The following is a 12,218-nucleotide window of genomic DNA, read 5'->3' as shown; positions in this document are numbered from 1 at the left end:
CCACCCAGACTAGAACCTGTTCTAGTCGCCCGGCCACTCGCCGGTCCAGCGCTGGAAGGCCCGGGCCGAGCCGCGCTGGAACAGTGCCTTGACCACCGCGAAGATGGCGCCCTGGATCAGCGCGGTGCCGACGACCTCCTTGAGGGAGTACTCCGACTCCAGGGGCTTGGGCGGGTCGTCGGAGTCGACGGGGACGACCTTGGTCCACACGGCCTGGAAGACCTGGCGGGCGATCAGCGCCGAGACGATGCTGCCGACGATGCCCCACGGCTTGTAGAGGATCCTGGCGGCCTTGCTGCCCTGCGCCTCGACCTTGGCGCGGTCGCCGCTCACGAGCGCGCCCTCTTGATGATCTTGACCAGCACGACGACCGCGACGAGGCCGCCGACGGCCGCGGCGGCGTACGTCGCGCTCGTCTTGGCCTGCTGCTTGCGCTCCTCGAGCCGGTCGCCGAGCTGACCCACCGTCGCGGCGAGGTCGGCCCGGGTCCGCTCGATGTCGGCCTGGATCTCCTCCGGCGTCTGGGCCTCGGTCCGGGCCTCGGTCTCCCGCTCGCTCATGACTGGTTCCCCTTCAGGGTGTCGACGTCCTGCTTGATCCCCTCGACCGCGCGCTGGGGCACGGGCGGCGAGGCCTCCCCGACCTGCTTCTTGCCCATCAGCGCGAGCACCGCGGCCACCGCGAGGACGACGACCGTGACGATCAGCGCCGCCAGCCAGGCCGGCAGCGCCTCGGCGAGGCCGAGGACGATCGTGGTCAGCAGCAGCCCGACGCCGTAGAGCGCGAGGACGCCGGCGACACCGAACTCGGCGACCCCGGCGATGCCGTGCTTGACCTTCTGCTGGGTCTCGGCCTGGGCCAGCCGGATCTCGTCCCGCACCAGCTGGCGCGACTGATCGGTGAGCCGGGTGAACAGCTCGGCCGTGCTCGGTTCGGTCGTGCCGGGTTCGGGAGGTGCCATGCTCTCGACGCTAGGACCCGCCCCCACGGACCGGACCCACCCCTTGTGGTGACGTCCCGCCGGGCGCGCGTGGATACGTTCGGAGCATGGCTACCAATGGCAAGCTCCGCTACACGACCCCCGGCATCGAGACGGCCGAGGCCGAGCGCATCGTCGCCCTCCTGCAGGACCGCCTCAACGCCACGACCGACCTGCACCTCACCCTCAAGCACGTGCACTGGAACGTCGTCGGCCCGCACTTCATCTCCGTGCACGAGATGATCGACCCCCAGGTCGACGCCGTCCGCGGCTTCTCCGACGCCATCGCCGAGCGCATCGCCACCCTCGGCGGCTCGCCGATCGGCACCCCCGGCGCCCTGGTCGAGCAGCGTTCCTGGGACGAGTACTCCATCGGCCGCGCGACCACCCAGGAGCACCTGGGCGCGCTCGACCTGGTCTACCAGGGCGTGATCACCAGCTACCGCGACGCGATCCAGGAGCTCGACGACCTCGACCTGGTCACCCAGGACCTGCTGATCTCGCACACCGACGCGCTCGAGCTCTTCCACTGGTTCATCCGCGCGCACCTCGAGGACAAGGGCGGCAACCTCAGCACCACCGGCGCCACGACCGAGGGCGAGGCGGCCGCGGCCGCCCAGCAGGACGCCTCCGAGGCGAAGTAGTCCCTGCTCCACGCACCTCCCGCACGGCCCGCACTACCGGACAGCCCGTCGACGAAGGTCGACGGGCTGTCCGTCCTTGGGGAACGGCAGCGACCGGTTGTCGAGCGGCGCGACGTACGACGGATCGACGCTCCACTCGTAGGACCGCAGCAGGTGGTGCATCACCGCGGTCACCTCCATCCCCGCGAAGAACATGCCCAGGCACTTGTGCACCCCGCCGCCGAACGGCTCCCAGGCGAAGCGGTGGCTCTTGTCCTCGCGACGCTCGGGTGAGAAGCGCTCGGGGTCGAAGGCCGTCGGGTCGGTCCACAGCTCGGGCATCAGGTGGGAGAACTGGGCCGCCACGGTGACGAACGTGCCGGCCGGGATGCGCACGCCCTCGACCACCACGTCCTTGACCGCGCGGCGTACGACGACCGGCACGGGCGCCCGCAGCCGCAGGCACTCCCTCATCACCAGGTCGAGGGAGGTGAGCGAGTCGAGCTCGGTCAGGGTGGGGCGGTCGGACGTCCGCGCACTCAGCGCGTCGGACTCGCCGCGACAGCGCTCCTGCCACTCGGGGTGCTGGCCGAGGTACTGCATCATCGTCGACAGCGTGATCGTCGAGGTGTCGTGGGCGGCCATCATCAAGAAGATCATGTGGTTGACGACGTCGTCGTCGCTGAACCGCTCGCCGTCCTCGGTCTCGATGTGGCACAGCTGGGAGAACAGGTCGTCGGTGACCCGCGCGCGCCGCGACGGCAGGTAGTGCCGCAGCCACCGCTCGAGCACCTCGCGGCCCCGGTGGCCGCGGCCCCAGCGCGTGAACGGCAGGTCCTTGCGCACCAGGGCCGAGGCCGACTGCACGCAGGCGATGAACGCCCGGTTGACCTGCTCCATCTCCTGCGGGGTCGAGTCCTCGGCGCCGCCCATGAAGATGTCGGCGGCCACGTCGAGAGTCAGCTGCTTGAGCGCGGGATAGGTCCGGTACGCCGGATCCGTGTCCGGCCACGTGGCCAGGCCGCGCTCGATCGCCGGGTGCATGCCCGCGGCATAGCCCTCCAGACGCGGGCGGGTGAAGGCCTCCTGCATGATCCGGCGGTGCAGGTGGTGCTCCTCGAAGTCGAGCAACATCAGGCCACGGTGGAAGAACGGGCCCACGAGCCGGGTCCAGGCCGGTCCGTTGGCGAACGCCTTGTCGCGGTTGGTCAGCGCCGCCTGGCAGGCGTCGGGCCCGAGCAGCATCACCCAGCGGTCGCCGAGGATCGGCAGCGGCGCGACCGGGCCGTAGTGCTCCCACTGCCGCTGGAACAGCGCGACCGGGTCCTTGGCGTAGGCGAACGCGCGGCCCAGGAACGGCACGCCGCGGTCCTCACGGCGTACGGCGGGCAGCTCGCGGACGGGGACACTAGTGGCCGAGGTCACATACCGACGGTATCCCAGAGTCGGTCGAGGGGCCACCACGTCGGTCGAGGTGCGAGGAGCCCCGGCGACGAACCTCGAGACCACCGCAGCGAAGGACCGGCCCGACCACACGGTCGGGGCTGGCAGCCGATCCTGCGCTGGTCTCGAGGCTCGTCGCCGGGGCTCCTCGCACCTCGACCGGCGTCGAGACCCCTAGCGGAAGCGCCGCAGGCGCAGCGAGTTGAGCACCACGAACACTGACGAGAACGCCATCGCGCCGCCCGCGATCATCGGGCTGAGCAGGCCGGCGGCGGCCAGCGGGATCGCCGCGACGTTGTAGCCGAACGCCCAGACCAGGTTGCCGCGGATGGTGCCGAGGGTGCGACGCGACAGCCGGATCGCGTCGGCGGCGAGCCGTAGGTCGCCGCGGACCAGCACCAGGTCGCCGGCCTCCATGGCCACGTCGGTGCCGGTGCCCATGGCGAGCCCGAGGTCGGCCCGGGCCAGCGCGGCGGCGTCGTTGACGCCGTCGCCGACCATGGCGACCGCGTGGCCCTCGTCCTGCCACCGGCGTACGACGTCCGCCTTGTCGGCCGGCAGGACGCCGGCGACCACGTGGTCGCCGGCGATGCCCACCTCGGCCGCGACCGCGCGGGCCACGACCTCGTGGTCACCGGTCAGCAGCACCGGCGTCAGCCCGAGGGCGCGCAGCCGGGCGACGGCCTCGGCCGAGGTGGCCTTGACGGTGTCGGCGACGACGAGCACCCCGCGGGCGGCGCCGTCCCAGGCGACCGCGACGGCCGTGCCGCCACCCGCCCTGGCCTCGTCGACGGCCCGCCGGAGGTCATCGGACAGCGGGAGCCCCCGCTCGGCGAGCAGCGTCGGACGGCCGACCAGGACGTGCCGCCCGTCGACCCGGCCCTCGACACCGAGGCCGGCGAGGTTGACGAACCCGTCGACCGGCAGGGGGTGCTCGACCCCCGCGGTGATCGCGCGGGCGATCGGGTGCTCCGAGGCGCGCTCGAGGGCGGCTGCGAGCTCGAGGGTGCGGGGGTCGCCGTGCACGGACCGCAGCGCCATCGCGCCGGTGGTGACGGTGCCGGTCTTGTCGAGCAGGACGACGTCGATGCGCCGGGCCTGCTCGAGCGCCTCGGGCCCCTTGACCAGGATGCCGAGCTGGGCGCCGCGGCCGGTGCCGACGAGCAGCGCGGTGGGGGTCGCCAGGCCGAGCGCGCACGGGCAGGCGATGACCAGCACGGCGACCGCGGCGGTGATGGCGGCTGCCGTGCCCGCCCCGGTGCCGATCCAGAAGCCCAGCGTGGCGGCGGAGATCGCCAGGACGACGGGCACGAACACCCCGGACACCCGATCGGCCAGGCGCTGCGCGGCGGCCTTGCCGCTCTGGGCGTCCTCGACCAGGCGCGCCATCTGGGCCAGCTGCGTCTCGGCGCCGACGCGGGTCGCGCGGACCACGAGCCGCCCGCCGGCGTTGACGGTCGCGCCGACGACCGCGTCGCCGGGACCCACCTCGACCGGCACCGACTCGCCGGTGAGCAGGGAGGTGTCGACGGCCGAGCTGCCCTCGACGACCTCGCCGTCGGTGGCGACCTTGTCGCCGGGGCGCACGACGAACACGTCGCCGACGACCAGGTCGGCGGCGGGGACACGGGTCTCGCGCCCGTCGCGCAGGACGGCGACGTCGCGGGCACCGAGGTCGAGCAGGGCCCGCAGCGCGGCGCCGGCCTGGCGCTTGGACCGGACCTCGATCCAGCGTCCGAGCAGCACCAGGGTCGTGACCCCGGCGGCGGCCTCGAGGTAGATCGTGCCCGCCCCGTCGGTGCGCTCGATGACCAGCCGGAAGGGGTGGGTCATCCCGATCGTGCCGGCGGTGCCCCACAGCAGCGCGTAGAGCGACCAGCCGAACGCGGCGAGCACCCCGACCGAGACGAGCGTGTCCATGGTGGCGGCACCGTGGCGCAGGTTGGTCCACGCGGCCCGGTGGAACGGCAGGGCCCCCCACACCACGACGGGCGCGGCCAGGGTCAGCGAGAGCCACTGCCAGCCGTCGACCTGGACCGCCGGCCACATCGCCATCACGACGACGGGGACGCTGAGCAGGGCGCTGATCACGACGCGGTCGCGCAGCGCCCGCGCCGGGTCGGTGACCCCCTCCGGCCGTACGTCGCGCGCGAGGGCCGGCAGCGCGGCGGCGTACCCCGCGGCCTCGACGGTCGCGAGGAGGTCGTCGGTGGTGACGTGGTCGGCGTAGGAGACACGCGCCTTCTCGGTGGCGTAGTTGACGCTCGCCTCGACGCCGTCGAGCTTGTTGAGCTTGCGCTCGATCCGGTGGGCGCAGGACGCGCAGGTCATGCCGGTGATGGCGAGCTCGGTGGTCTCAGTGCCCGCCATCGGTCCCCACCTCCGCGGTCGGCGCGTGGCTGGGGCTGTCGGTCGGAGCAGGACCGATCGGCCCCACGGGCCCGGTGGCGCGGCCGACGCCCATCGCCACGGCGACGATCACGACCAGCCCGGCGACGAAGGCGGTGAGGCGCAGGGCGACGCTCACGTGAGTGAGTAGCCGGCCTCCTCGACGGCCGCCCGCACGGCGTCGTCGGGGAGGGGCTGGTCGCTGTGGACGGTGAGGGCGCCCGAGGCGAGGTCGACGGCGACGTCGGTGACCCCGGCGATCTCCGAGACCTCCTCGGTGACCGAGGCGACGCAGTGCGCGCAGGTCATCCCGGCAACGGTGTAGGTGTGGGTGTCGGTCATGACTTCACCAGCCTGGCGATCGCAGCGGATGCTTCCTTGAGCTTGGCCTCGGCCTCGGGGCCGCCGGCCCTGGCGGCGTCGAGCACGCAGTGGCCCATGTGCTCGTCGACCAGCCCGAGCGCCACGGCCTGCAGCGCCTTGGTGACCGCCGAGACCTGGGTGAGGATGTCGATGCAGTAGGTGTCGTTGTCGATCATCCGCTCGATGCCGCGGACCTGACCCTCGATGCGCCTCATCCGCTTGAGGTAGTCGTCCTTGCGTCCGGCGTAGCCGGGGGTGGCGTGCTCCATGCCGACTACCATACCCCCCTAGGGTAATCAGACGACCCAGGGTGGGGTTCAGGCGTCGCGGACCGTCCCGTCGTCGGCGTACTCGACGCGGGTGAAGTCGACCGCCCTGCGGGCGTTGACGATCGAGGTCATCACGACCTCCCCGATCCGGCCGTCGCGGTCGAAGACGGCGGCGGTGCCGACCGCGATGCCGTCGTGCTCGACGCGGTCGAGGGCGGCCAGGCCGACCTCGGTGCCGCGCGGCAGCCGGGCCAGGGCGAGGGTGATGTCGGTGTTGATGTGCTGGACGCCCTCGCTGCCCCAGTTGGTGACGAGGCTGGCGCCGTCGGCGGTCGCGGCCGCCGCCTGGTACGGCGTGAGCGGCTCACCGCGCACGATGGGCACGGCGCTGCTCCACGAGGTCTTGCGCGAGGCGTTCTGGTGGTCGCCGAAGCGCTGCGACCAGCCGGCCTCGCTGTGCACGAACGGCACCCGTGGCTCGGTCGTGGGGGGTGCGACCTCCGCTGGGGGCGGTCGGTGCTCGTCGGTCGGCGACCAGACCTCCCCCGACGCCGGGGTGGCCACGACGAGGAACAGCACCGAGGCGCGCGCCACCCGCTCGCCGTCCTGGCGCAGGGTGACGTCGACCAGGCAGATCCGCGGTCCCTCGCGCACGACCTCGGCGCTGAGGTGGAACGGCTTCATGGCCGCGGGGCGGAACAGGTCGACCGAGTGGCGCGCGGGCCGCAGGTCGTCGCGGCCCAGGTCGGCGACGGTCCGCTCGGCGGTGCGGGCCAAGGCGCCGCTGATCGCGACGCCGTGGACCTGCTCGGTGCTCCACGAGCTGCGGGCCAGGTCGGTCGGCAGCAGGACGTCGCCGTCGGGCTTGCCGTCGGGGTCAAGGGTGAAGAAGGCCACGGAGGAGAGGTCCACGCGCGCACGCTAGTGGTCGGTCGGTTGGCGGCAGTGACCAGGATGGAGGGGTGAACCTCGCCGACCCGCTGACCCTGCCCCACGGCCCCACCTGGCCCAACCGCTTCGCCCTCGCTCCCCTGACCAACAAGCAGAGCAGCCTCGACGGCACGCTCTCCGACGACGAGCTCCGCTGGCTCGTCGCCCGCGCCGAGGGCGGGTTCGGCCTGACGATGACCTGCGCGGCGTACGTCGCCCGGGCCGGCAACGCGTGGCCGGGCCAGCTGGGCGTGTCCAGCGACGACCACCTGCCCGGCCTGACCCGGCTGGCCGACGCCATCCGCGCGGCCGGGGGCGTCTCGTCCGTGCAGCTGCACCACGGCGGGCTGCGGGCCGACGCCGCCGTCTCCGGGGAGCCGCTGGTCGCCCCCTGGGACGACCCGGCCAAGGGCGCCCGCGCGCTGACGACCGCCGAGGTGCGCCGGGCCGTCGACGACTTCGTCGCCGCGGCGGTCCGTTCCGAGCGGGCCGGGTTCGACGGGGTGCAGGTGCACGGCGCCCACGGCTACCTCGCCGCCCAGTTCCTCGACGCCCGCAAGAACGACCGGACCGACGACTACGGCGGCGACCTCACCGGACGCTCCCGCTTCCTGCGCGAGGTGCTGCGCGGCATCCGCGAGAGCACGGGCGCCGACTTCCAGACCGCCGTACGGCTCTCGCCGGAGCGGTTCGGCACCGACCTCGACGAGGCCGTCTCGCTCACCGCGGACGTGCTCGCCTCGGGCCTGGTCGACCACCTCGACCTCTCGCTGTGGGACGTGCGCAAGCCGGTGCACGGCACCGCTGCGGAGCGACCCGAGGACGACCTGCTCATCGACCGGTTCACCGGCCTCGAGCGGCACGGCGTCCGCCTCGGGGTCGCCGGCAAGGTGCTCTCGGCCGCCGACGCGGCCTGGTGCGTGGAGCGGGGGGCCGACTTCGTCACCGTCGGCACCGGCGCGATCCTCCACCACGACTTCCCGCGGCGTGCCCTCGCCGACCCGACCTGGTCGAGCCTCCCCCAGCCCGTCACCCGCGCCCACCTCGAGGCCGAGTCCGTCGGCCCGGTGTTCGTCGACTACCTCGCCACCCAGTGGGACGACTTCGTCTCGGCCTGAGCGCGGCCGGCTCCCGGCGGGCGTGGCCGGCGAGATCGTCACCCGTGTGCGGGCCGCCCGTAGCCTGGGGTCATGACCGCCGAGACCGTGCCGACCCCGCCCACGGCGCCGACGCTGCCGGTCACGCTCACCCACCACTTCGCCGACACCCTCCCCGAGCTCGCGGTCGAGTGGCAGGCCGAGCCCGCCCCCGACCCGCAGCTGCTCGTGCTCAACGAGCCGCTGGCCGTCGAGCTCGGTCTGGACCCGGCGTGGCTGCGCACCGACGACGGCGTCCGGTTCCTGGTCGGCGACCTGCTGCCCGACGGGGCCCGTCCGGTCGCGCAGGGCTACGCCGGCCACCAGTTCGGCGGCTACTCGCCGCGGCTCGGCGACGGCCGCGCGCTGCTGCTCGGCGAGCTCACCGACCCCGCCGGCCGGCTCCGCGACCTGCACCTCAAGGGCTCGGGCCGCACCCCGTTCTCGCGCGGCGGCGACGGGTTCGCCGTCGTCGGCCCGATGCTGCGCGAGTACGTCGTCAGCGAGGCGATGCACGCGCTCGGCATCCCCACGACCAGGTCGCTGGCCGTGGTCGCCACGGGGCGCGCCGTGCAGCGCGACTGGTCGATGCCGGGGGCGCTGCTGGTGCGGGTGGCCTCGAGCCATCTGCGGGTCGGGTCGTTCCAGTACGCCCGCGCGCTGACCGCCCAGCCCGGGCCTCGGTCCGGCGACCTCGGCCTCCTGCACCGCCTCGTCGACCACGCCATCAGCCGCCACCACCCCGCTGCGGCCGACGCGGACGACCCGGCCCTCGCGCTCCTCGAGGCCGTCGTCGCGGCGCAGGCCGACCTGGTGGCGCAGTGGATGCTCGTCGGCTTCGTCCACGGCGTGATGAACACCGACAACGTGACGATCTCCGGCGAGACCATCGACTACGGGCCGTGCGCGTTCCTCGAGGCCTTCGACCCCACGACCACCTTCAGCTCGATCGACGAGGGCGGGCGCTACGCCTACGGCAACCAGCCCCAGATCACCGAGTGGAACCTCGCCCGCCTGGCCGAGGCCATCCTCCCGCTGCTCCACGACGACGAGGCCGAGGCGATCACCATCGCCACCACGGCCCTGCACGGCTTCCGGCCCCGGTACGCCGCGGCGTGGGACGCCGGCTGGCGGGCCAAGCTGGGCCTGGCGCCGGAGTCGTCCCCCGCGAGCGAGGAGGTCGTGACCGGGCTCCTCGAGCTCCTGCAGACCGACCACCCCGACCTGACCTCCTTCCTCGTCCACCTGCGCGACGGCACCGCCCGCGACCACGTCCTCGATATCGCGGCCTTCGACGCCTGGCACGAGCGCTGGGTCGCCCTGGGGCCCGACCACGACCTGATGGCGCGGACCAACCCCGTGCGGGTCCCGCGCAACCACCTCGTCGAGGCGGCCCTGACCGCCGCCGACGCCGGCGACCTCACCAGCCTCGCGCCGCTGCTCGAGGCCGTCACGGCGCCGTACGGCGACCGGCCCGACCGACCCGACCTGGCGGCGTACGCCGAGCCGGGACCGGCAGGAGAGGGCTATGTCACCTATTGCGGCACCTGACCGCCTCCGGCTGGGTAAGGTCCGGATCCTGGGACCGGCGCAACACGACAGGATCCGATGAACGAGCTCAGTGCGTCCGAGTCGACGGCTCGCGTGCTCATCGAGACGGTCGAGCGACTCTCCACGGCGACGTCGCTGGAGCGGGTGACCCAGGTCGTCACCGAGGCGGTGCGCCGCGCGCTCGGCTGTGACGGCGCGACCTTCGTGCTGCGCGACGACGACTCGTGCCACTACGTCGACGAGCACGCGATCAGCCCGCTGTGGAAGGGCGGCCGCTTCCCGCTGACCGCCTGCGTCAGCGGCTGGGCGATGCTCAACCGGCAGGCCGTGGTCATCCCCGACATCTACGCCGACGACCGCATCCCCCACGACGCCTACCGGCCGACGTTCGTGCACAGCCTGGTGATGGCACCCATCCGCAGCGCCGACCCGATCGGCGCCCTGGGCGCCTACTGGGCCGAGCACCACGACGCCGACGCCGAGGAGGTGCGGCTGCTCGGCATCATCGCCAACAGCGCCGCCGTCGCCCTCGACAACCTCGAGCTGCGCGGCATCGTCCTGCGCCGCGTCGCCGAGCGCGACGACCTCGCGCGGCGGGCCGACGAGCTCGAGGAGGCGATCTACACCGTCGCCCACGACCTGCGCAGCCCCCTCGGCGCGATCCTCGGCTATGCCGAGCTGCTCGACGACATCGTCGTGGCGTCGCCGGCGATCGACGAGACCGGCAAGGCCCGCGTGTTCGCCGGCACCATCGTCGAGTCCGGCCAGCGGATGGCCCGCCAGATCGACGTGATGCTCGGGCTCTACCGGATCACCAGTCGGCCCATCGAGCCGGCGCCGGTCGACCTCAGCGCCGTCGCGCGGCGGGTCGCCGACGACCTCAGTGCCCGCACCGGCCGTCGGCAGATCGACATCAGCATCGAGGACGGCCTGCGCGTCGTCGCCGATCCGACCCTCACCCACCTGATGCTCGAGAACCTCCTCGGCAACGCCGTCAAGTACACCGGCAAGAAGGACCACGCCCACATCGAGCTCGCGGCGGTCGTGGCCGGGGTCGGGGCCGGGGTCGGGGCCACCCGCGTCGACCGGGTCGAGCCGCTCGCCACGTTCGTGGTGCGCGACAACGGCGACGGCTTCGCGCCCGAGGAGGCCGAGCGGCTGTTCCAGCCGCTGACGCGGCTGCACTCCGACGACGACTTCCCCGGCACCGGGCTGGGCCTCGCCTCGGTGGCGCGGATCGTGGAGATGCATGGTGGAGCGGTGCGCGCCGAGGGCGAGAAGTCGGTCGGGGCGGCGTTCTACTTCTCGCTGCCGACAGCGGTCTGACCCCGCCGCTCGAGCAGCACGACCACCTCGGCGTGGTCGGTGTGCGGGAACATGTCGAGCAGCCGCGCCTCACGGGCGACGTACGACGGCAGGGCGGCCAGGTCGCGGGCCAGCGACCCGAGGTGGCAGCTGGAGTAGACGATCGTGCTCGCGGCGCCCGCCTCGAGCGTCGCGCACAGCGCCGGGCCCAGGCCGCGCCGTGGTGGGTTGACCACGACGAGGTCGGCGTCGGGCACGCCGGTCGCGGTGGCGTCCGCGGCGGCGAACGTGACGTCGGTCAGACCCAGCTCGGCGGCAGTGGTGCGGGCGCTCGCGACGGCCTGCTCGCTGACCTCCACGCCGTGCACGCGGCGCCCGGGGGCCGCGAGGTGCAGCGCGAACCCGCCGACCCCGCAGTAGAGGTCGAGCACCGACGTCGGCGCGACCCGGTCGGCCCACCCGCGCGCCTGGCGGTAGAGCTCGGCCGCGACCGCGGTGTTGGTCTGGAAGAAGCTGCGCGGCCCGAGGTGGAGGCCGATGCCGGCCACCTCGACCGTGAGCGTGCCGCGCGCGGTGAGCAGCACCTCCTCCTCGCCCTCGAGCACCGCCTTGTGGTCGGGCTGCCGGTTGGCGCTGACCACCACGACCTCCGGGTGCGCGGCGAGGAACCCCGGCAGGTGCTTGCGCAACCGCGGCAGAGGCTCGGTCGACCGCAGCACCCAGCGCACCAGGAACTCGCCGCCCGGCGACTCGGTGACCAGCACGTGCTTGAGCTCCCCGCGACGCGTCGCGACGTCGTACGGCGTGAGGCCGGCGGTCGTGACCAGCGCGGCGAGCGAGGGCAGCAGCGCGTGCATCGCCGGGGAGTAGAGCCCACAGCCGCGTAGGTCGACCCCTCGTCCGTCGGTGTCGAGGATGCCGAGCGTGGGCTCCTCGACCGTGCCCGCGACCACCATCTTGGCCTTGTTGCGGAAGCCACCCTCGGCGCTCGCCACCGGCGCCAGCCAGACCAGGCCGGGGTGGTCGGCCAGCGCGGCGCGCGCGTGGGCGTCCTTGGCGGCGAGCTGGTCGGCGTACGGCGTCAGCAGGTGGGTGCAGGAGCGGCACAGTCCTGCGTCGAAGTAGCCGCACTGCATCGAGACAGCCTACGGACGAGCACCGCCGCCACGCCGGTCGAGGTGCGAGGCCGGCCACGGCCGAGCCTCGAGACCAGCGCAAGGACAGCTCGAGT

The 12,218-nt window shown here is 73.4% G+C and carries 14 protein-coding genes; 4 read left to right on the top strand and 10 right to left on the bottom strand.

All coding sequences use genetic code 11. The features are described 5' to 3' along the window. Positions 1-21 precede the first annotated feature (21 nt). The 3 genes from FJQ56_RS19055 to FJQ56_RS19045 are packed head-to-tail and all read right to left on the bottom strand — an operon-like array spanning position 22 to position 961. Entirely contained in the window at positions 22-333 is a 312-nt protein-coding gene (locus FJQ56_RS19055) for a DUF4235 domain-containing protein (protein ID WP_140011192.1), read from the bottom strand. Beyond that, positions 330-560, bottom strand: a complete 231-nt coding sequence (locus tag FJQ56_RS19050; protein ID WP_140011191.1) for a DUF3618 domain-containing protein — start codon at positions 558-560, stop codon at positions 330-332. Before FJQ56_RS19050 ends, FJQ56_RS19055 begins: the two co-directional genes overlap by 4 nt. Continuing rightward, on the bottom strand, positions 557-961 hold the full coding sequence (locus FJQ56_RS19045) for a phage holin family protein (RefSeq protein ID WP_140011190.1): 405 nt from the start codon (positions 959-961) through the stop codon (positions 557-559). Before FJQ56_RS19045 ends, FJQ56_RS19050 begins: the two co-directional genes overlap by 4 nt. A gap of 86 nt (positions 962-1,047) precedes the next feature. Between FJQ56_RS19045 and FJQ56_RS19040 the strand changes: the two genes are divergently transcribed. Beyond that, complete coding sequence (locus tag FJQ56_RS19040) at positions 1,048-1,623, top strand: Dps family protein (protein WP_140011189.1); 576 nt, start codon at positions 1,048-1,050, stop codon at positions 1,621-1,623. Between the two features lie 33 nt (positions 1,624-1,656). On the opposite strand, the gene FJQ56_RS19035 is transcribed toward FJQ56_RS19040, so the two are convergent. The 6 genes from FJQ56_RS19035 to FJQ56_RS19015 form a co-directional block, all read right to left on the bottom strand. Further along, the gene (locus tag FJQ56_RS19035) at positions 1,657-3,027 is read right to left on the bottom strand and encodes a cytochrome P450 (RefSeq protein ID WP_140011188.1); all 1,371 of its coding nucleotides are present in this window, start codon (positions 3,025-3,027) and stop codon (positions 1,657-1,659) included. Positions 3,028-3,219: 192 nt separating this feature from the next. After that, on the bottom strand, positions 3,220-5,415 hold the full coding sequence (locus FJQ56_RS19030; protein WP_140011187.1) for a heavy metal translocating P-type ATPase: 2,196 nt from the start codon (positions 5,413-5,415) through the stop codon (positions 3,220-3,222). Continuing rightward, on the bottom strand, positions 5,402-5,572 hold the full coding sequence (locus FJQ56_RS22280) for a hypothetical protein (RefSeq protein WP_170215477.1): 171 nt from the start codon (positions 5,570-5,572) through the stop codon (positions 5,402-5,404). The genes FJQ56_RS19030 and FJQ56_RS22280 overlap by 14 nt, the downstream gene beginning before the upstream one ends. Further along, the gene (locus FJQ56_RS19025; protein WP_140011186.1) at positions 5,569-5,775 is read right to left on the bottom strand and encodes a heavy-metal-associated domain-containing protein; all 207 of its coding nucleotides are present in this window, start codon (positions 5,773-5,775) and stop codon (positions 5,569-5,571) included. Before FJQ56_RS19025 ends, FJQ56_RS22280 begins: the two co-directional genes overlap by 4 nt. Next, positions 5,772-6,065 (bottom strand): metal-sensitive transcriptional regulator, encoded by a 294-nt coding sequence (locus tag FJQ56_RS19020; RefSeq protein WP_211351236.1) that lies wholly within the window; start codon positions 6,063-6,065, stop codon positions 5,772-5,774. The genes FJQ56_RS19025 and FJQ56_RS19020 overlap by 4 nt, the downstream gene beginning before the upstream one ends. Positions 6,066-6,113: 48 nt before the next feature. Further along, positions 6,114-6,977 (bottom strand): acyl-CoA thioesterase domain-containing protein, encoded by an 864-nt coding sequence (locus FJQ56_RS19015; protein WP_246084254.1) that lies wholly within the window; start codon positions 6,975-6,977, stop codon positions 6,114-6,116. A gap of 50 nt (positions 6,978-7,027) precedes the next feature. On the opposite strand from FJQ56_RS19015, the gene FJQ56_RS19010 reads away from it, so the two are divergent. From FJQ56_RS19010 to FJQ56_RS19000, 3 genes are all read left to right on the top strand, one after another. Further along, a complete protein-coding gene (locus tag FJQ56_RS19010) occupies positions 7,028-8,113 on the top strand; it encodes an NADH:flavin oxidoreductase (RefSeq protein WP_140011184.1) in 1,086 nt (361 codons plus the stop codon). Between the two features lie 72 nt (positions 8,114-8,185). Next, positions 8,186-9,682, top strand: a complete 1,497-nt coding sequence (locus tag FJQ56_RS19005; protein WP_140011183.1) for a protein adenylyltransferase SelO — start codon at positions 8,186-8,188, stop codon at positions 9,680-9,682. Positions 9,683-9,739: 57 nt separating this feature from the next. Next, a complete protein-coding gene (locus tag FJQ56_RS19000; RefSeq protein WP_140011182.1) occupies positions 9,740-11,008 on the top strand; it encodes a sensor histidine kinase in 1,269 nt (422 codons plus the stop codon). On the opposite strand, the gene rlmC is transcribed toward FJQ56_RS19000, so the two are convergent. Further along, positions 10,981-12,123 carry a 23S rRNA (uracil(747)-C(5))-methyltransferase RlmC gene (gene rlmC, locus FJQ56_RS18995; protein ID WP_140011181.1) on the bottom strand — a complete coding sequence of 381 codons (1,143 nt, stop codon included), beginning with the start codon at positions 12,121-12,123 and terminating at the stop codon, positions 10,981-10,983. The two genes, FJQ56_RS19000 and rlmC, sit on opposite strands and share 28 nt — an antisense overlap. Positions 12,124-12,218: the final 95 nt, after the last annotated feature.

The organism is Nocardioides plantarum (genome assembly GCF_006346395.1).
GTDB classification, from domain to species: Bacteria; Actinomycetota; Actinomycetes; order Propionibacteriales; family Nocardioidaceae; genus Nocardioides; species Nocardioides plantarum.
This window is presented reverse-complemented; position numbering and strand designations above follow the sequence as displayed.

Coding starts and splice junctions, on each gene's coding strand:
- FJQ56_RS19050 (WP_140011191.1), bottom strand. CDS start 560: ATGAGCGAGCGGGAGACCGAGGCCCGGACCGAGGCCCAGACGCCGGAG.
- FJQ56_RS19045 (WP_140011190.1), bottom strand. CDS start 961: ATGGCACCTCCCGAACCCGGCACGACCGAACCGAGCACGGCCGAGCTG.
- FJQ56_RS19040 (WP_140011189.1), top strand. CDS start 1,048: ATGGCTACCAATGGCAAGCTCCGCTACACGACCCCCGGCATCGAGACG.
- FJQ56_RS19030 (WP_140011187.1), bottom strand. CDS start 5,415: ATGGCGGGCACTGAGACCACCGAGCTCGCCATCACCGGCATGACCTGC.
- FJQ56_RS19025 (WP_140011186.1), bottom strand. CDS start 5,775: ATGACCGACACCCACACCTACACCGTTGCCGGGATGACCTGCGCGCAC.
- FJQ56_RS19020 (WP_211351236.1), bottom strand. CDS start 6,065: ATGGAGCACGCCACCCCCGGCTACGCCGGACGCAAGGACGACTACCTC.
- FJQ56_RS19005 (WP_140011183.1), top strand. CDS start 8,186: ATGACCGCCGAGACCGTGCCGACCCCGCCCACGGCGCCGACGCTGCCG.
- FJQ56_RS19000 (WP_140011182.1), top strand. CDS start 9,740: ATGAACGAGCTCAGTGCGTCCGAGTCGACGGCTCGCGTGCTCATCGAG.
- rlmC (WP_140011181.1), bottom strand. CDS start 12,123: ATGCAGTGCGGCTACTTCGACGCAGGACTGTGCCGCTCCTGCACCCAC.